The following is a 17,508-nucleotide window of genomic DNA, read 5'->3' as shown; positions in this document are numbered from 1 at the left end:
CCCGCAGAGGGGGGAGGGGTCTGGCGCTCAGCCCTTCGGCCTCCCGGTTTACTCCGCCGCCACCGGCATCCGGGCCCGCTCCATCTCGCGCAAAGCCCGCCGGTACTCGACCGGCATCACCTTCACGAACTTGGTGCGGTAGGTGTCCCAGTTGTCGATGATCGCCTTGGCGCGCACCGAGCCGGTATACTTCAGGTGGTTGTTGATCAGCCCGACGAGGCGCTCCTCGTCGTGGCCCGACATGTCGGCCAGGATGTCGATGCGCCCCTTGGTCTCCAGGTCGCCGTCCTGGTGGAAGCGACGCATGAACTCGTCCTCCTCCTCGACCGGCTCGAGATCGACCATCGACAGGTTGCAGCGCTTGGCGAAGGAGCCGTCCTCGTCGAGCACGTAGGCGATGCCGCCCGACATGCCGGCCGCGAAGTTGCGCCCGGTCTCGCCGATCGACACGACGACGCCGCCGGTCATGTACTCGCAGCCATGGTCGCCCATGCCCTCGACCACCGCGATGGCGCCCGAGTTGCGGACCGCGAACCGCTCGCCGGCCGCGCCCCGGATGTAGGCCTCGCCCGCGATGGCGCCGTACAGCACCGTGTTGCCGACCATGATGGTGCGGTCCGACGGCGAGCCGAGAGCGTCCGAGGGACGGATGATCAGCTTGCCGCCCGACAGGCCCTTGCCGACGTAGTCGTTGGCGTGGCCGGTGAGGCTGAGCGTCACGCCGGCGGCGAGCCAGGCGCCGAAGCTCTGGCCGGCGGTGCCGGTGAGCTTCACCGTCAGGGTGTCGTCCGGCAGCCCCTCGTGGCCGTGCGCCTTGGCAACCATCCCCGAGAGCATCGCGCCCGCAGCCCGGTCGGAGTTGCGGATCACGTCCTCGACGGTCGTCGGCGTGCAGGTCTCGATCGCGTCGCCGATGCCTGCGATGAGGCGACGGTCGAGGACCTGGTCGATCGGGTGCTTCTGGGTCTCGACGTGGCGGAGCGCCACCGTTTCCGGCACGTCCGGCTTGTGGAACAGCCGGGTGAAGTCGAGGCCCTTGGCCTTCCAGTGCGAGATCGCCGCGAGCTTGTCGAGGTACTCGGAGCGCCCGATCAGGTCGTCGAGCTTGGTGACGCCGAGCGACGCCATCAGCTCGCGGACCTCTTCCGCCACGAAGAAGAAGTAGTTGATGACGTGCTCGGGCGTGCCCTTGAAGCGCTTGCGCAGCACCGGGTCCTGGGTCGCGACGCCGACCGGGCAGGTGTTGAGGTGGCACTTGCGCATCATGATGCAGCCGGCCGCGATCAACGGCGCGGTCGAGAAGCCGAACTGGTCGGCGCCGAGCAGGGCCGCGATCAGCACGTCCCGGCCGGTGCGGATGCCGCCGTCGGCCTGGAGCGCGACCCGGCCGCGCAGGTGGTTGAGCACCAGGGTCTGCTGGGTCTCGGCGAGGCCGATCTCCCAGGGACCGCCGGCGTGCTTGATCGAGGTGAGCGGCGCCGCGCCGGTGCCGCCGTCGAAGCCCGAGATCGTGATGTGGTCGGCGCGCGCCTTGGCGACGCCGGCCGCCACCGTGCCGACGCCGACCTCCGCCACCAGCTTGACCGAGACGTCGGCCGCCGGGTTGACGTTCTTGAGGTCGAAGATCAGCTGGGCCAGGTCCTCGATCGAGTAGATGTCGTGGTGCGGCGGCGGCGAGATCAGGCCGACGCCCGGGGTCGAGTGGCGGACCTTGGCGATCTTGGCGTCGACCTTGTGGCCGGGCAGCTGGCCGCCCTCGCCGGGCTTCGCTCCCTGCGCCACCTTGATCTGCATCATGTCGGCGTTGACGAGGTACTCCGCCGTGACGCCGAAGCGGCCCGACGCCACCTGCTTGATCGCCGAGCGCCGCGAGCGGCCGTCCGGCAGCAGCCGGTAGCGCTCGCGCTCCTCGCCGCCCTCGCCCGAGTTCGATCGGCCGCCGAAGGAGTTGACGGCGATCGCCAGGGTCTCGTGCGCCTCCTTGGAGATCGAGCCGTAGGACATCGCACCCGTCGCGAAGCGCTTGACGATCTCGACCGCCGGCTCGACCGCGTCGATCTCGACCGGGGCCCGGCCGATCTCCGCCGCGCTCTTGATCCGGAACAGGCCGCGGATGGTCTTGAGGTGGTTCTCCTGCTCGTTCACCATCTTGGCGTAGGCGCGGTAGCGGTCGGGCAGGTTGAGCCGCACCGCGTGCTGGAGCGTCGCGACGGTGTCGGGCGTCCAGGTATGGGCCTCGCCGCGCAGGCGGTAGGCGTACTCGCCGCCGACGTCGAGGGCGGTGCGGTAGACCGGGGAATCGCCGAAGGCGTCCCGGTGGCGCCGGCCCGTCTCCTCGGCGATCTCGGCCATGCCGATGCCTTCGATGGTCGTCGCCGTGCCGAAGAAGTCGCGCTCGACGAAGGTCGAGTTGAGGCCGATCGCGTCGAAGATCTGCGCGCCGCAATAGGACTGGTAGGTGGAGATGCCCATCTTGGACATCACCTTGAGCAGACCCTTGTCGATCGACTTGATGTAGCGGTAGACGATCTCCTCGTCGGTGAGCTCGGGCGGGAGCTCGTCCTTCATCGCGATCAGCGTCTCGAAGGCGAGGTAGGGGTTGATCGCCTCGGCGCCGTAGCCGGCGAGGCACGCGAAGTGGTGCACCTCGCGCGGCTCACCCGATTCGAGCACGAGGCCGACCGAGGTGCGAAGCCCCTTGCGGATCAGGTAGTTGTGCACCGACGCGGTGGCCAGCAGGGCCGGGATCGGGATCCGGTCCGGGCCGACCGCCCTGTCCGAGAGCACGATGATGTTGTAGCCGCCGCGCACCGCCGCCTCGGCCCGGTCGCAGAGCCGGTCGAGCGCCCCGTCCATCGCCTGGGCGCCGGTCTCGGCCGCGTAGGTGATGTCGAGGGTCTTGGTGTCGAAGCGGTCCTCGAAATGCCCGATGCAGCGGATCTTCTCCAGGTCCGCGTTGGTCAGGATCGGCTGGCGCACCTCGAGGCGCTTCTTGCGCGAGGTGCCCTCGAGGTCGAGGATGTTCGGCCGCGGCCCGATGAACGAGACGAGGCTCATCACGGCCTCCTCGCGGATCGGGTCGATCGGCGGGTTCGTCACCTGCGCGAAGTTCTGCTTGAAGTAGGTGTAGAGGAGCTTCGGCTTGTCGGAGAGCGCCGAGAGCGGCGTGTCCGTGCCCATCGAGCCGACCGCCTCCTGGCCGGTCACGGCCATCGGCTGCATCAGGAGCTTGAGGTCTTCCTGGGTGTAGCCGAAGGCCTGCTGGCGATCGAGCAGCGACACGTCGGTGCGCGACTCGCGCGGCTGCACCGGGCGCAGGTCCTCGAGCACGATCTGGGTGCGCTTCAACCACTCCTTGTAGGGGTGGGCGGCGGCGAGCTCGTTCTTGATCTCCTCGTTGGAGACGATGCGGCCCTTCTCGAGGTCGATGAGCAGCATCCGGCCCGGCTGCAGGCGCCAGGACTCGACGATCTTCTCGTCGGGGATCGGCAGCACGCCCATCTCGGAGGCGAGCACGACGAGCCCGTCGTCGGTGACAAGGTAGCGGGCGGGGCGCAGGCCGTTGCGGTCGAGGGTGGCGCCGATCTGGCGGCCGTCGGTGAAGCAGAGCGCGGCCGGGCCGTCCCACGGCTCCATCAGGGCGGCGTGGTACTCGTAGAAGGCGCGCTGCTCGTCGCTCATCAGCGGGTTGCCGGCCCAGGCCTCGGGCACCAGCATCATCATCGCGTGGGCGAGCGGGTAGCCGCCCTGGACCAGGAACTCGAGCGCGTTGTCGAAGCAGGCGGTGTCGGACTGGCCCTCGTAGGAGATCGGCCAGAGCTTCGAGATGTCGTTGCCGAACAGCTCCGAATCGACGCTGGCCTGGCGCGCCGCCATCCAGTTCACGTTGCCGCGCAGCGTGTTGATCTCGCCGTTATGGGCGACCATCCGGTAGGGGTGCGACAGGCGCCAGGTCGGGAACGTGTTGGTGGCGAAGCGCTGGTGCACCAGCGCGAGCGCCGAGACGAAGCGCTCGTCCTTCAGGTCGAGGTAGTAGTGGCCGAGCTGGTTCACCAGCACCATGCCCTTGTAGACGATGGTGCGCGAGGACAGGGAGACCGGGTAGAACTCCTTCAGCCGCTCGTCCTTGAGCGTGTAGACGGCGTTCGAGATCACCTTGCGGACGAGGAACAGCCGGCGCTCGAAGGCGTCCTGGTCGGCGCTGGAGGCCGGGCGGCCGATGAACACCTGGCGGTGGCGCGGCTCGCTCGCCTTGACGCTCTCGCCGAGGTCGCTCGGGTCGACCGGCACGTCGCGCCAGCCGAGCAGGCCCAACCCCTCGTCGGCGATCGCCTTCTCGACGATCCCCTCGACGAGCTTGAAGCCTTCCTCGTCGCGCGGCATGTAGAGCTGGCCGACGCCGTAATGGCCGGCCTCCGGCAGCTTGATGCCGAGGCGCTCGGCCTCCGCCGCGAAAAAGCCGTGCGGGACCTGCACCAGGATGCCGCAGCCGTCGCCCATCTTCGGGTCGGCGCCGACGGCGCCGCGATGGTCGAGGTTCTCGAGGATCTGCAGGCCCTGCTGGACGATGGCGTGGGTCTGGCGGTTGTGCATGTCGGCGATGAAGCCGACGCCGCAGGCATCCTTCTCGTTGCCCGGGTTGTAGAGGCCCTGGCGCGCCGGCAGGGCCGGGTCGCGCACGACGAGGGCGGGGACCGCCTGCCCGCGGGTGGGGTGCTGGGACTGGTCCGTGCCGCTCATGGTCTGGTCTCCCAAGGTCCGGTCTTCGTCTCGAGGCGCGCGGGCGCGCTCGGTGATGGTCGATAAGGGGCCGGGCGAACCGGCCGCGAAAGGGCAGCCTGCCGCAAGGACAGGCGAACCTGCCTCGGCGGCAGGCTATCCCACCGTCACGGGCGGGCGAAGTGGCGCGGATCGCCGCGAGCGGCGCCGCGGGCGGGCCGAGCCGAGGGCACGGCCGCCGCCTTATCGTTCTTCAGCCGCGGGAGGGTCGGTCGCGTCTCGCGAAGGGAGCGCCCGCACCTCGCGAGCGCCCGGCAGGCCTGGTTTCAGGCCGCGTGCGCCCGCACCGCCCGAATGGCGGCGCGTTTGGTATCTCGTTTGGCCGTCGTGCAAGCCACAAGCCAGCGCCCTTGCGACCCGGGGGCGCGGAGCCCGGCCGGGAAAATGGGACAGCGGTACTGTCCTAACTCGGGGAACCTGCCAGATTTCAATCGGTCCAGCAAGAGGCCATTCCGTCCACCCTTGTGCTTTTCTTGCGTTTCGCCGCAGCCGGCCGCAACGAAATGCCGAATCCGGGTGGGAGCGCGCATCATTCCCCCGCTTCGCCTGCCGCATGATCGTGAGGCGCGGCCGCACGGACAGGGCCGGCGGGATATGACGGGCAAGACATGACGGGCAGGACATGACGGCCATGAGCGGCGACGCCTCGTGCCGACGGCTCCGGCCCGGCACTATGGCCGCACGCCGGATCGAGGAAGCCGAGGGCACGATGAACTTCGCGAGCGACAACGTGGTGGGGGCGAGCGCTCCGGTCCTGGAGGCGATCGTGCGCCACAACGGCGGCGCGATGCCGGCCTACGGCGCCGACCCTCTGACGCTCGGGCTGACCCCGCGCTTCCGGACGCTGTTCGAGCATTCCGACCTCGCGGTCTTCCCGGTCGCGACCGGCACCGCGGCCAACGCGCTCGCCCTCTCCGTGATGGTGCCGCCCTTCGGCCTGTGCCTCTGCCACGAGGAGGCGCACGTGATGGAGGACGAGTGCGGCGCGCCGGAATTCTACACCCACGGCGCCAAGCTGCACGGCCTGCCCGGCCCCGGCGGCAAGATCGCGCCGGACACCCTCGACGGCTTCCTCGGCGGCCTGACCCGGCACGTGAAGCAGATGCCGCCCCGCGCGCTGACCCTGTCGCAGCTCACCGAGAGCGGGCAGGTCTACACGGTCGACGAGATCGCGACCCTGAGCCGGATCGCCCATGCCCACGGCCTCGCCGTCCACATGGACGGGGCGCGCTTCGCCAACGCGCTCCAGGCGCTCGGTTGCGCGCCGGCCGAGATGACCTGGCGGGCCGGCATCGACGTCCTGTCCTTCGGAGCGAGCAAGAACGGCGCGCTCGCGGCGGAGGCGATCCTGGTCTTCCGCCCCGACCTCGCCGAGACGCTGGACTTCCGCCGCAAGCGCGCCGGCCACATCCTGTCGAAGGGCCGCTTCCTCGCCGCGCAGCTCGAGGCCTACCTCGCCGACGACCATTGGCTGGCGAACGCGGCGCATGCCAACCGCATGGCGGCGCGCCTCGCCGCGGGCCTGTCGGAGATCGCCGGCGTGCGCCTGGCCTGGCCGGTCCCGGGCAACGAGCTGTTCCCGATCCTGCCCGCCGGCCTCGACGAGGCCCTGCGCCGGGGCGGCGCGGCCTATTACGACTGGACGAGCCGCAGCCTGCCCGCGGGGGAGAGCGTGTGGGAGGACGAGCGGATGATCCGCCTCATCACCGCCTTCTCGACCACCGAGGCTGAGGTTGAGGCGTTCCTGGGGTTGGCCCGGCGGGCCTCCTGAGAGCTGCCGGCTCGTGACACCTTGCCACGACGAGGGCGACAACCCTCGGCGTCCTCCCGGATCCGCGCAGCGGAACCCGGGAGCGACCACCGCCGACGCACCACGATGAGGCGAGGAGCGCGCCACCCCATCCGGGACCATGAGAGGGCATGGATCCCGGGTTCTCGCCCGCGGCGAGCCCCGGGACGACGGGGAGACCGTGAAGCCGCCGGGTCTGTGCCTGGAAAATCTATTCCGGCAGCCGCGGCAGCGGCGTGCCGTCCTTCGGCAGCGGATAGCGGGCGACGTTCAGCTCCATCGCCAGGAAGGTGTAGTACCCGCTCACCGCCGTGAGATCGACGACGCCCGGCTTGCCGAACAGCTTCTCGGCCCGCGCGAAGGTCGCGTCCGAGACGCGCTTGTTCTGGAGCAGCTCGGCCGTGAAGTCGTAGGCGGTCTCCTGGTCCTCCGGCAGGCCGGTCGGGCGGCGGCCGTCGCGGATCGCCGCGATGACCTCCGGCGCGATGCCGACCTTGGCGGCGATCGGGGCGTGGACGTACCACTCGTAATCCTGCGTCCAGTGGCGGGCGTTGACCAGGATGACGAGCTCGGAGAGCGTGGTGCCGATCTTCGGCTTGTAGCGCAGGTAATCGCCCATCGCGCGCGCCAGGGTCATCACGTCGGGCGAGTACATCAGCGGCTCGAACGGCCCGAAGACCGGGGTCTTGCGGGCGGCCTCGAACGCCTCCGCGGCCTGCTTCTGCTCCGGGCCGTACTGGGCGGGCGGGATCGTCGGCAGCCGGTCCCGGGCGAGGGCGGCGCAGGGCATGAGCGCGACGAGAAGGGCGGGCAGAAGACGCGACATGGGGTTCCTCCGGGACGAGCGACCGCTCGATCGTCCGTCCTTACCCGAAAGGCGATGCCCGCGATGGCCGCGCTCCCGCAATCCCGCCTCAATCGCGCGGTTAACAGACCGTTGTCCAAGCACGAGGGGAATGCGGGGCTGCACAAGCCCGGCCCGACCCCGGAAACAAGGGAATGCGGGACGATGACTGCAAAGCCGTCGAAGACGGGACCGCGGTCCGTGACGGGCGCGGCACTGCTGGCCGCGCTCGCCGCCACGCTGCTGGCGGGGGCGGCCGCGCCCGCGCTGGCGCAAGGCTACCGCGTCGTCATCGAGGACGAGGACGACGCGATCCTGCCGCCGCGGGCGGTGATCTTCCGCCTCGGCCGGGCCGGCTTCACCGGCATGACCCATCCGCGCTTCGACGGCGAGACCTACCGGGTCGAGGCCGACAGCCCGTGGGGCAACCGGGTGCAGCTGGTGGTCGACGCCCGCACCGGCCGCATCCTCGACCGCGAGCGCCTGGAGGCGCCGCTGATCCCCCCCGGCACGGTGCCCGGCGGCCGGCGCGCCGGCTACGGCTGGACCGAGGCCGATATGCGCCCGCCGGCACCCCGCGACGAGATCTTTCGCGAGCGCGGCCCCCGCGGCGATTTTCGCGAGACCGCCCCGCGCGACGGCGGCGTCTACGCCCCGGTGCCGCTCTCCCGGGCCGAGCCGCTGCCGCCGGCCGGCGAGCGCCCGGAGGAGCGCCGCGTCGCCGCTCGCCCGCTGCCGCCGACGGCGCCCGGCCAGGCTCCCGGAATCGAGACCCCCTCCCCGGCCGTCCGCGCCGCGCCGACTCCGCGCGCGCCGGGCGCCGCCGGGCCGAACCCGCTCGGGCTCAATCCCGACAGCCCGGCCGCCCGCACCGGTGCCGCGTCGCGCCGCGAGACCCCGGCCGATGCCGCCCGGCCCGAGGGCGTGAAGCACGAGGCTCCGCGCCGGACCGCGGCCCGGACGAAGCCGCCCGAGAAGATCGAATCGCCGCAGGCCTTCGTCCCGCCCCTGGCGCCGAAGCCCGCGCCGGCCGCCAGGGAGACCCCGGCGACAGCCGCCGAGGCCGCCCCCGCGAAGGCGCCGGAGACGAAGGACGGCGGCTGGAAGACCCCGCCGGACGGCAACCGCCCGGTCCGGGTGATCGGCGGCATCACGCAGGTGCCCGGCAAGGACGAGCCGGCGAAGGACTGACGATCTGCGGCAGGCCGGGCGGGACGCGCGCCCGCCTCGCCTTCAGGATGAAGGCGCGGGCGGGACAGCATCCGCCGTCCGGCCCAAGCACGCGCCCAGCAGTCCCGCCCGCTCCGACCGCGCTTTCTAGATCGAAAGACGCGCTCGACAAGCGCTGCCACTTTCGGTTCTATCCGGCACCCCGATCCCCGGCCGCCTAGGGCGGGACGGCAAGAAACGGTCCCCGGAGGAATCCAGATGCGCTCATCCCTGACCGCTCTCGCGGCGGCGCTCGCCTGCGCGACCGCCTTCGCGGTCCCGGCCCTGGCGGCCGACCCGATCAAGATCGGCGTGACCGGCCCCTATACCGGCGGCTCCTCCTCGATGGGCGTCTCGATGCGCGACGGCGTGCGGCTCGCCGCCGAGGAGATCAACAAGAACGGCGGCGTGCTCGGGCGCCAGATCCAGCTCGTGGAGCGCGACGACGAGGCCAAGAACGAGGTCGGGTCGCAGGTCGCCCAGGAGCTGATCAACAAGGAGAAGGTCGTCGCGACGCTGGGCTTCATCAACACCGGCGTGGCGCTCGCCGCCCAGCGCTTCTACCAGGAGGCCGAGATCCCGGTGATCAACAACGTCGCCACCGGCACCGTGATCACCAACCAGTTCAACCCGCCGGACTACGACAACAACTACGTCTTCCGCACCTCGGCCTACGACGTGCTGCAGGCCGGCATGATGGCCGACGAGGCGATCGCGCAGGGCTTCAAGAAGATCGCGATCCTAGCCGACTCGACCAATTACGGCCAGCTCGGCCGCGAGGACCTCGAGAAGTACCTCAAGGCCAAGGGCGTGAAGCCGGTCGCGGTGGAGAAGTTCAACATCAAGGACGTCGACATGACGCCCCAGTTGCTGAAGTCGCAGGCGGCGGGCGCGGACGTGATCCTCGCCTACGGCATCGGCCCGGAGCTGGCCCAGATCGCCAACGGCATGTCCAAGCTCGGCTGGAAGGTGCCGATGATCGCCTCGTGGCCGGCCTCGATGCAGAGCTTCATCGACATCGCCGGGGCGAACGGCAACGGCGTGATCATGCCCCAGACCTTCATCGAGGATAAGACGCTGCCGAAGCGCAAGTCCTTCCTCGACGGCTACTATGCGAGCTTCAAGGTGAACAAGATCCCGACCCCGGTGGCGGGCGCTCAAGGGTACGACTCGGTCTACCTGCTGGCCGCCGCGATCAAGCAGGCCGGCACCACCGACGGCCCGAAGGTGCGCGCCGCGCTCGAGGACCTGAACAGCAAGGTCGAGGGCGTGGTCACCACCTACGACAAGCCGTTCACCCCTAAGGACCACAACGCCATCAGCCGCAACATGGTGGTGTTCGGGCGTGTCCAGGACGGCAAGATCGTCTACGCCAAGGACGAGGACGCCAAGAATGCCGGCGTCGTCCGCGTCAAGGAGAAGGCCTCGAACTGAGGTCGCAACCGGTCCCCGCGCATGAGGCGCGGGGACCGCCCGTCGAGACGAGCCGCCTCCCCATGCACATCTTCCTTCAGCTCATGGCGAGCGGCGTCGCCGTCGGCATGATCTACGCCGCGATCGCGTTCGGCTACCAGCTCACCTTCGCGACCTCGAAGACCCTGAATTTCGGCCAGGGCGAGGCGCTGATGCTCGGCGCCCTGTTCGGCCTGACGCTGGTGCCGTTCACCGGCTACTGGCTGATGCTGCCGCTCGTGCTCGTCTTCGGCTTCGCGCTCGGCGCGGTGGTCGAGCGGCTCGGCGTGCGCCCGGCGGTGAAGATCAAGTCCGAGTACGGGTGGATCATGGCCACCATCGCGCTCGGCATCATCTTCAAGAACGTCGCCGAGAACATCTGGGGCCGCGACGACCTCAAGTTCCCCTCGCCGCTGCCGGAGACCGCGATCACCCTCGGCGGGGTCCGGGTGCTGCCGATGGAGCTGATGATCGTCGGCGGCGCGCTGCTGATGATGCTCGCGGTCGAGGTGTTCAACCGCCGCTCGATCTGGGGCAAGGCGGTGGTGGCGACCTCGAACGACATCGACGCCGCCGGGCTGATGGGCATCAACACCCAGAAGGTCATCACCCTGTCCTACTCGATCAGCGCCATGACCGCGGCCTTTGCGGGCGTGCTCGTCGCCCCCGTGACGCTGACCGGCGCCACGATGGGCTCGGTGCTGGCGCTCAAGGCCTTCGCGGTCGCCATCATCGGCGGCCTCGAATCCGGCCTCGGCGTGATCGTCGGCGGGCTGATCCTCGGCGTCGCCGAGACCATGACCGGCTTCTACATCTCGACCGGCTACAAGGACGTGCCCGGCCTGATCCTGCTGCTCGCCGTGCTGGCGGTGCGCCCGGTCGGCCTGTTCGGCAAGGCCGTGATCAAGAAGGTCTGACTCCGTTTCCGCCTGGCGCCGCTCCCCGGATCGCGGGAGCGGCCTCGTCGCCCCCGTCTCGTCCAGGGTTCCTCACGATCATGGCGCAGTCCGCCTCCGCGCCGGCGCTGGCCCGGCAAACCGCCCCGCCGGTCCCCCAAGCCGGGCTCGGCCGCTTCGTCGGCCTCCTCGGCGCCGTCTGTCTGGTCGTCTTCCTGGCGGCCTTCCCGCACGTCGTCACCAGCCAGTACTACATCCACCTGCTGGTGGTGATCGCGATCTACGCGATCCTGATCCTCGGCCTCGACATCGTGGTCGGCTATACCGGCCAGGTCTCGCTGGGACATGCCGGCCTGTTCGGCATCGGCGCCTACGCGGCGGCGGTGCTGTTCCTCAAGTTCAAGCTCGGGCTCTGGTTCGGGCTGCTCGCCGGCATCGGCGTCACGGCGGGGTTCGGCCTGCTGCTGGCGATTCCGGCGCTGCGGGTCAGCGGGCCCTACCTCGCGATGGTGACGCTCGCCTTCGGCACCATCATCCAGATCTTCATCAACGAGATGACCGATCTGACCAACGGCCCCCTCGGCATCACCCTGCCGCCGGCCCGCGTCCTCGACTTCTCGCTGATCGGCATGCAGGCGCCCTGGGGGGCGGCCGGCCGCAAGCTCGAATTCTACTACCTCGTCTGCGCCTGCCTGCTGGCCACCATCCTGGTGGTCAACCGGGTGGTGCGCTCGCCCTTCGGCCGCGCCTTCGAGGCCCTGCGCGACTCGCCGATCGCCTGCGACTGCATGGGCGTCAGCGTCTACCGCTACAAGGTCTACGCCTTCGTGATCTCGGCGGCGCTCGCGGGCCTGGCCGGCGCGCTGTTCGCCTGGTCGGAGCGCTACGTCGCGCCGAACTCCTACGGCTTCGAGCTGACGGTGCTGTTCCTGCTCGCCGTCACCATGGGCGGGCGCAAGTCCCGCTCCGGGCCGCTGATCGGCGCCGCGATCATCGTGATGATGCCGAACATCCTGGCCGATATCGGCCTCGTGCGGATCATGGCGGGCATCATCGCGGCCCTGGCCGTCGTCGTGGTCGGCCTCGCCTTCCTGCGCCGCCGCGACGACCGGATGACGCTCCTCATCCCGGGCGCGCTCTGCCTCGCCTTCTTCCCGGCGACGCTGGCGATGGACTCGGTGACGGATTTCCGCCTCACCGTCTTCGGCCTGATGATCCTGTTCGTGGTCTACTACCTGCCGGACGGCATCGTCGGTTTCCTGCGCGAGAAGCTGCCCTTCCTGCGCCCGGCCCATACCGGGGCGACCCAGGCGCTCGCGGCCTCCGGCGAGGCGCTGATCCGCCAGGGCGGCCGCTCCGGCGCCGACCCGCTGCTCAAGGTCGAGCGCGCGGTGATGCAGTTCGGCGGCCTCAAGGCCCTCAACGAGGTCGACCTCGCGGTGCGGCCGGGCACGATCCACGGGCTGATCGGCCCGAACGGCTCGGGCAAGAGCACGATGATGAACGTGCTCACCGGCATCTACCGGCCGACCGCGGGCGGCGTCTCGCTCGCGACCGGCACGGATGCCGCCAAGCGCCTCGACGGCCGCACGCCGTCCGAGATCGCGCTCTCGGGCGTCGCCCGCACCTTCCAGAACGTCCAGCTCTTCCGCGAGATGACCGCGCTGGAGAACGTGCTGGTCGGCCTGCACCACAGCTTCCAGGGCACGCTGTTCGACGCCATCCTCGGCACGCCCCGGCGGAGGCGCGAGGAGCGCGAGGCCCGGGCCCGCGCCATGGCGATCCTCGACTTCGTCGGCCTCGGGCCTCTGGCCCAGATCGAGGCGCGCAACCTGCCCTACGGCAAGCAGCGCCTCCTCGAGATCGGCCGGGCGCTGGCGCTCGATCCGGTCCTCCTCCTCCTCGACGAGCCGGCCGCCGGCCTGACCGCCCCGGACATCGCCGAGCTGACGCTGATCATCCGCAAGATCCGCGACGCCGGCATCACGGTGATCCTGATAGAGCACCACATGGACGTGGTGATGGGGCTGTGCGACCGCGTCAGCGTACTCGATTTCGGCCACAAGATCGCGGAAGGCGGCGCCCGCGAGGTCCAGTCCGACCCCAAGGTCATCGAAGCCTATCTCGGCAGCCCGGTTGCCGACGCCGCGGAGTAACGAGATGCTCGATGTCAGCGGCCTGTCGGCCGGCTACGGCCAGATCGAGGTCCTGCACGGCCTCACCTTCACGGTGCCGAAGGGCCAGGTCGTCACCCTGATCGGCTCGAACGGGGCCGGCAAGACCACCACGATGCGGGCCTTGTCGGGCATGATCAAGCCGCGCGCCGGCTCGATCAAGCTCAACGGCCGCGAGATCGGCGGCCTCGAGAGCCACGACGTCGCCCGCACCGGGCTCGCCCACTCGCCCGAGGGGCGGCGCGTCTTCCCGACCCTCTCGGTCGAGGACAACCTGACGCTCGGCGCCTTCCCGCGCCTCACCGGCTCGCGGCCGAAGGGCGACGTCAACGCCGACCGGGAGCGGGCCTACACGCTGTTCCCGCGGCTGCGCGAGCGCCGCACCCAGCTCGCCGGCACCCTGTCCGGCGGCGAGCAGCAGATGCTCGCCATGGGCCGCGCCCTGATGCTGCGGCCCGAGATCCTGCTCCTCGACGAGCCCTCGATGGGCCTCGCCCCGAAGCTGGTCGAGGAGGTGTTCCGCATCATCCGCCGGCTGAAGGAGGAGCAGGTGACGATGCTCCTCGTCGAGCAGTTCGCCATGGCGGCGCTCGGCGTCGCCGACCACGCCTACGTGCTCGAGAACGGCCGCATCCGCTTCCAGGGCCCGGCGGCGCAATTGCGCACCGATCCGCAGGTGCAGGCGGCGTATCTCGGCGGCGGGCACTGACGAGGAGGGCCGGCGGGACGACCTTGCGTCACCGCCGGTTCATCGGGCTCGCGCTATCCCGTGCCGGACACGGGATCAGGAGAGAGCCGTGAAGTCGTTGTTTGCCGCCATTCTGCTCACCGTCGCCGCCGGTGCGCCCCAGGCCTGGGCCATGGGCAACCCCGCCTCGGCCTATTGCACGTCCGTCGGCGGGCGCCTCGAGATGCGCCAGGGTCCCGGGGGCCAGGCCGGCTTCTGCCACCTGCCCGACGGGCGCGTCGTCGAGGAGTGGCAGCTGTTCCGCGGCGCGAACCGCGCGGCGCCTGTCGGCGGCGGCGGCAACCCGGCCTCGGCCTACTGCGCCTCCGCCGGCGGGCGTCTCGAGCTGCGCCAGGACATCCCGGGTCAGCCTGCCTTCTGCCACCTGCCCGATGGCCGCGTCGTCGAGGAGTGGCAGCTCTTTCGCAGCAGCCGTCAGATGGTGCGCTGACGATCGCGCGCTCACGTCGAGCGCCCCGCATCTCATCCGGGATACGGGGCGCCGTCCCCCTTACTTCGCCTTCAGGAACTCCCCCACCTCCAGCAGCACGAACTCGTTGTCGTCGACCGCATGCGGGTCGCGGCTGGCGGAGAACGGCAGGTTGTTGTCGTTGCCGACGACGATGTGGGTGTCGTCGACCTTGTCGACGTTCTCGATCGTCAAGAACGGCATCGCGAGCGCGCCGTCGGTGAGCGGCTTGCGGGCCTTCTTGTCCGGGTCGGCGATGCGCATCAGGTCGATGAAGCCGATCTTGCGCACCGGACCGCCCTGGTTGGCGTCGGTCATCTCGACCTTGTAGATCCGCTTGAACTTGGCCGGCACCGAGAAACAGTCCGGCCCCTTCTGGCCCTCCGGGCAGGCGCGGTCGGCGGTGCCCTCGCCGTCGTCGCGCTCGATGATCAGGCCGGTCGTCCCGTCGACCAGGTTGAAGTCGCCGATGGCGTTGCCGGCCTGCTCCAGCGGGTAGAGCCACGAGCGGCCGGTCCAGGCCTCGGCCTTGGTGTCGAACTCGAGGATGCGCAGCACCGTGCGGCCGTCATGCGTCTCGAAGGCCTTCGCGTCGGCGTCCCAGAGCGGGCCTTCGAGGAGCGCGTAGAGCCGGCTGCCGTCGGGCGACGCCGCCATGCCCTCGAAGCCCTTCGAGCGGCGAGCGTTGAAGACCACCGCGCCGCCGGGCGCGGCCGGAGTCGTCACTGCCGGGTTGTCGGGAGAGCGGACCGGCTTGGCCGAAGCCAGGGTGTCGAACACCGCCTGGACCCGGCCCTTGCGGTCGGCCTTGATGAGGAACGGGCCGAACTCGTCGCCGATCCAGATCTCGTCGCCGACGAACTGGAAGCTCTCGGGGTCGAAGTCGCTGCCGGTGAGATAGCGGCTCTCCGTCGCCTCGTTGGCGATGCGGAACGGCACCTTCCTGTCCGGATCGCGCAGGTAGATCGTCTCCAGGCGCTCGACGCCGCCGGTCCCGAAGTCGATCCGGTAATGGTTGAGGTACAGCATCGCGTCGGGCGAATTCGCCTTGGTGCCGAAGCCGTTGTCGGTGAGCACCCAGTAGGTGCCGTCCGCCATGTGCTTGATGCCGGAATGGCCCTGGAGCGGCTGCCCCTTGAGCGGCAGCTTCATGCTGGTGGCGCGGCCCATCGACTGCGCCTCGACCGTGCCCACCGCATCGACCCGGCGGCCGGTGGTGAACTTGCCCGGGGTGGCGAGGTCCCCGGGCGCATCCGCCGGCAGCGGCGCGACGCTGTCGGCCGGCAGCACGGCGTGGCCGGCGAGGGTCGCGGGGAAGGATCGGGGCGAGGCCTGCGGGGCTTGCGGGGCCTGAGGGGCTTGCGCCACGGCGGCGGAAGCGCCGGACATCAGGAGCGTGAGGACGAGAAGCGAACGGCGCGGCATGGAGATCCTCGCGGAGAACGGGCGCGGCCGTTCTGGCGCATCACCCATGTCAGCGAGGTGACGACAGGATCCGCCGTGCGGCGATCCCCCGGGCGAGATCCTCAGCCGTGATGCGGTTCGCCGGGGGCCGGCATCGCCCGGGCGCCGCGATCGAGGGCGGAGCGGATCCGGTCGGCGAGCTCGGCCTTGCGGTAGGGCTTGCCGAGGACGTCCATGGTCGGGGTCGCGGGGCCCTCGGCCACCAGGTCCTCGTTGTAGCCGGTGGTCAGCAGCACCGGCAGGGTCGGCCGCAGCGTCCGGGCCCGCTCGGCCAGGACCAGGCCGTTGACGCTGCCCGGCATCACGATGTCGGAGAACAGGAGGTCGATCCGCTCCTCGCACCCCAGGACACCCAGGGCCTCCTCGCCGTTGCGGGCGGCCAGCACCCGGTAGCCCAGGCTCTCGAGATACTCGCGGGCGAGCGCCCGCACGTCGTCGCTGTCCTCGACCACCAGCACGGTCTCGTCGCCGCGCCGCAGGATCGCCTTCTGCTCGGCGGGCTCCTCCTCGGCGGCCGTGCCATGGCCGGCCGGAAACAGCATCGTGATGGTGGTGCCGCCGTCGCCGCCGTCGGTCCTGGGCCGGCTCTCGATCTCGAGCCGGCCGCGGGATTGCTGCACGAAGCCGTGCGCCATGGCCAGCCCGAGGCCGGTGCCCTTGCCGGGGCCCTTGGTCGAGAAGAACGGCTCGGTCGCCCGTTCGGCGACGTGGGGCGGCATCCCCTCCCCCTCGTCGCGCACCCGCAGGGCGACGTAGTCGCCGGGCGGCAGGTTGCGGGCCCGGCCGTTGCCGTTGACGTGGACCGAGGCGGTCGCGATCGTCACCGTGCCGCCCGCCGGCATCGCGTCGCGGGCGTTGATGAGCACGTTGAGCAGCGCCATCTCGAGGTTGGTGCGGTCGAGGGTGACCGCCGGCAGCCGCGGGGTCAGGTCGAGGCGCACCGAGACGGTGCTGCCGAGCGTGCTCTCCGCCACCTCGGCGAGGTTGAGCACCAGGGCGTTGAGGTTGAGCGAGCGCGGCTCGAGCCGCGCCTTGCGGGCGAAGGACAGGAGCTGCTTCGTCAGCTTCGCCCCGCGCTCCGCGGCGCCGGCCGCGTTGGCGAGCTGGCGCTGCGCCCGCTCGCCGGTGACGGCGCCCTGCGCCATCTCGAGGTTGCCCGTGACGACCTGCAGCAGGTTGTTGAAGTCGTGCGCGAGGCCGGCGGTGAGCTGGCCGATCGCCTCCATCTTCTGGGCCTGGCGGAAGGCCTGCTCGGATACCCGCCGCCGGGTCACGTCGAGCTGCGAGGCGAAGAAGTAGACGATCTCCCCGGCCTCGTCGAAGACCGGGCCGATGAAGATGCCGTTCCAGAACGGCGAGCCGTCGCGCTTGTAGTTGAGGATCTCGGTCGCGATCGCCCGCCGCTCCTGGACCGCCTGCCGCAGCTCGGCCACCGTCTCGCGGCTGGTCTCGGGCCCCTGCAGGAAGCGGCAGTTGCGGCCGACGAGCTCAGCCTCCGTGTAGCCGGTGAGGTCCTGGAACGCCCGGTTGGCGAACGCGATCGGATTGTCGGGCTGCCGGGGATCGGTCAGGATCATCGGCATCCGGGTCATCTCGATGGCGGCGAAGAACACGCTGCCGCGGTCGTCGAGACCGGGCTTGCGGATCACCGCCGACTTCAGATGCGCCAACGAGGGAGCGTCCGCGGAGTGGGACGCTCCCGGCT

11 protein-coding genes are annotated in these 17,508 nt (G+C 70.5%); 7 read left to right on the top strand and 4 right to left on the bottom strand.

Going from position 1 to position 17,508, the window contains the following annotated elements:
- Nucleotides 1–48 precede the first annotated feature (48 nt).
- Complete coding sequence (gene gltB / locus A5481_RS06585) at nt 49–4,740, bottom strand: glutamate synthase large subunit (RefSeq protein ID WP_048435308.1); 4,692 nt, start codon at nt 4,738–4,740, stop codon at nt 49–51.
- A gap of 748 nt (nt 4,741–5,488) precedes the next feature.
- Between gltB and A5481_RS06580 the strand changes: the two genes are divergently transcribed.
- A complete protein-coding gene (locus A5481_RS06580) occupies nt 5,489–6,550 on the top strand; it encodes a threonine aldolase family protein (protein WP_048435323.1) in 1,062 nt (353 codons plus the stop codon).
- Between the two features lie 229 nt (nt 6,551–6,779).
- On the opposite strand, the gene A5481_RS06575 is transcribed toward A5481_RS06580, so the two are convergent.
- Nucleotides 6,780–7,394 carry a carboxymuconolactone decarboxylase family protein gene (locus A5481_RS06575; RefSeq protein WP_048435309.1) on the bottom strand — a complete coding sequence of 205 codons (615 nt, stop codon included), beginning with the start codon at nt 7,392–7,394 and terminating at the stop codon, nt 6,780–6,782.
- Between the two features lie 219 nt (nt 7,395–7,613).
- Here A5481_RS06575 and A5481_RS06570 point away from each other — a divergent pair, with 219 nt between their 5' ends.
- The 6 genes from A5481_RS06570 (at nt 7,614) to A5481_RS06545 (ending at nt 14,321) form a co-directional block, all read left to right on the top strand.
- Nucleotides 7,614–8,603 carry a hypothetical protein gene (locus tag A5481_RS06570; RefSeq protein WP_048435310.1) on the top strand — a complete coding sequence of 330 codons (990 nt, stop codon included), beginning with the start codon at nt 7,614–7,616 and terminating at the stop codon, nt 8,601–8,603.
- Nucleotides 8,604–8,840: 237 nt separating this feature from the next.
- Nucleotides 8,841–10,055, top strand: coding sequence for an ABC transporter substrate-binding protein (locus A5481_RS06565; RefSeq protein WP_048435311.1), 1,215 nt, complete (start codon nt 8,841–8,843; stop codon nt 10,053–10,055).
- Nucleotides 10,056–10,117: 62 nt separating this feature from the next.
- Nucleotides 10,118–10,990, top strand: coding sequence for a branched-chain amino acid ABC transporter permease (locus A5481_RS06560; protein WP_048435312.1), 873 nt, complete (start codon nt 10,118–10,120; stop codon nt 10,988–10,990).
- Between the two features lie 80 nt (nt 10,991–11,070).
- On the top strand, nt 11,071–13,125 hold the full coding sequence (locus A5481_RS06555; protein WP_048435313.1) for a branched-chain amino acid ABC transporter ATP-binding protein/permease: 2,055 nt from the start codon (nt 11,071–11,073) through the stop codon (nt 13,123–13,125).
- Nucleotides 13,126–13,129: 4 nt separating this feature from the next.
- The gene (locus tag A5481_RS06550; protein ID WP_048435314.1) at nt 13,130–13,852 is read left to right on the top strand and encodes an ABC transporter ATP-binding protein; all 723 of its coding nucleotides are present in this window, start codon (nt 13,130–13,132) and stop codon (nt 13,850–13,852) included.
- Nucleotides 13,853–13,940: 88 nt separating this feature from the next.
- On the top strand, nt 13,941–14,321 hold the full coding sequence (locus tag A5481_RS06545; RefSeq protein WP_064503834.1) for a putative hemolysin: 381 nt from the start codon (nt 13,941–13,943) through the stop codon (nt 14,319–14,321).
- Between the two features lie 60 nt (nt 14,322–14,381).
- Here A5481_RS06545 and A5481_RS06540 read toward each other — a convergent pair whose 3' ends face one another.
- Together A5481_RS06540 and A5481_RS06535 are read right to left on the bottom strand one after the other, a co-directional pair.
- Nucleotides 14,382–15,764: an esterase-like activity of phytase family protein gene (locus tag A5481_RS06540; protein ID WP_082173258.1), complete on the bottom strand. Its 1,383-nt coding sequence runs from the start codon at nt 15,762–15,764 to the stop codon at nt 14,382–14,384.
- 101 nt (nt 15,765–15,865) lie between these two features.
- Nucleotides 15,866–17,473: a histidine kinase famiy protein gene (locus A5481_RS06535; RefSeq protein ID WP_245238986.1), complete on the bottom strand. Its 1,608-nt coding sequence runs from the start codon at nt 17,471–17,473 to the stop codon at nt 15,866–15,868.
- Between the last annotated feature and the right edge of the window lie 35 nt (nt 17,474–17,508).

Origin of the sequence: Methylobacterium platani, assembly GCF_001653715.1 — a bacterium.
GTDB lineage: Bacteria > Pseudomonadota > Alphaproteobacteria > Rhizobiales > Beijerinckiaceae > Methylobacterium > Methylobacterium platani.
Note: the sequence above shows the minus strand (reverse complement) of the source record. Positions and strands in the feature narration are given on the sequence as shown.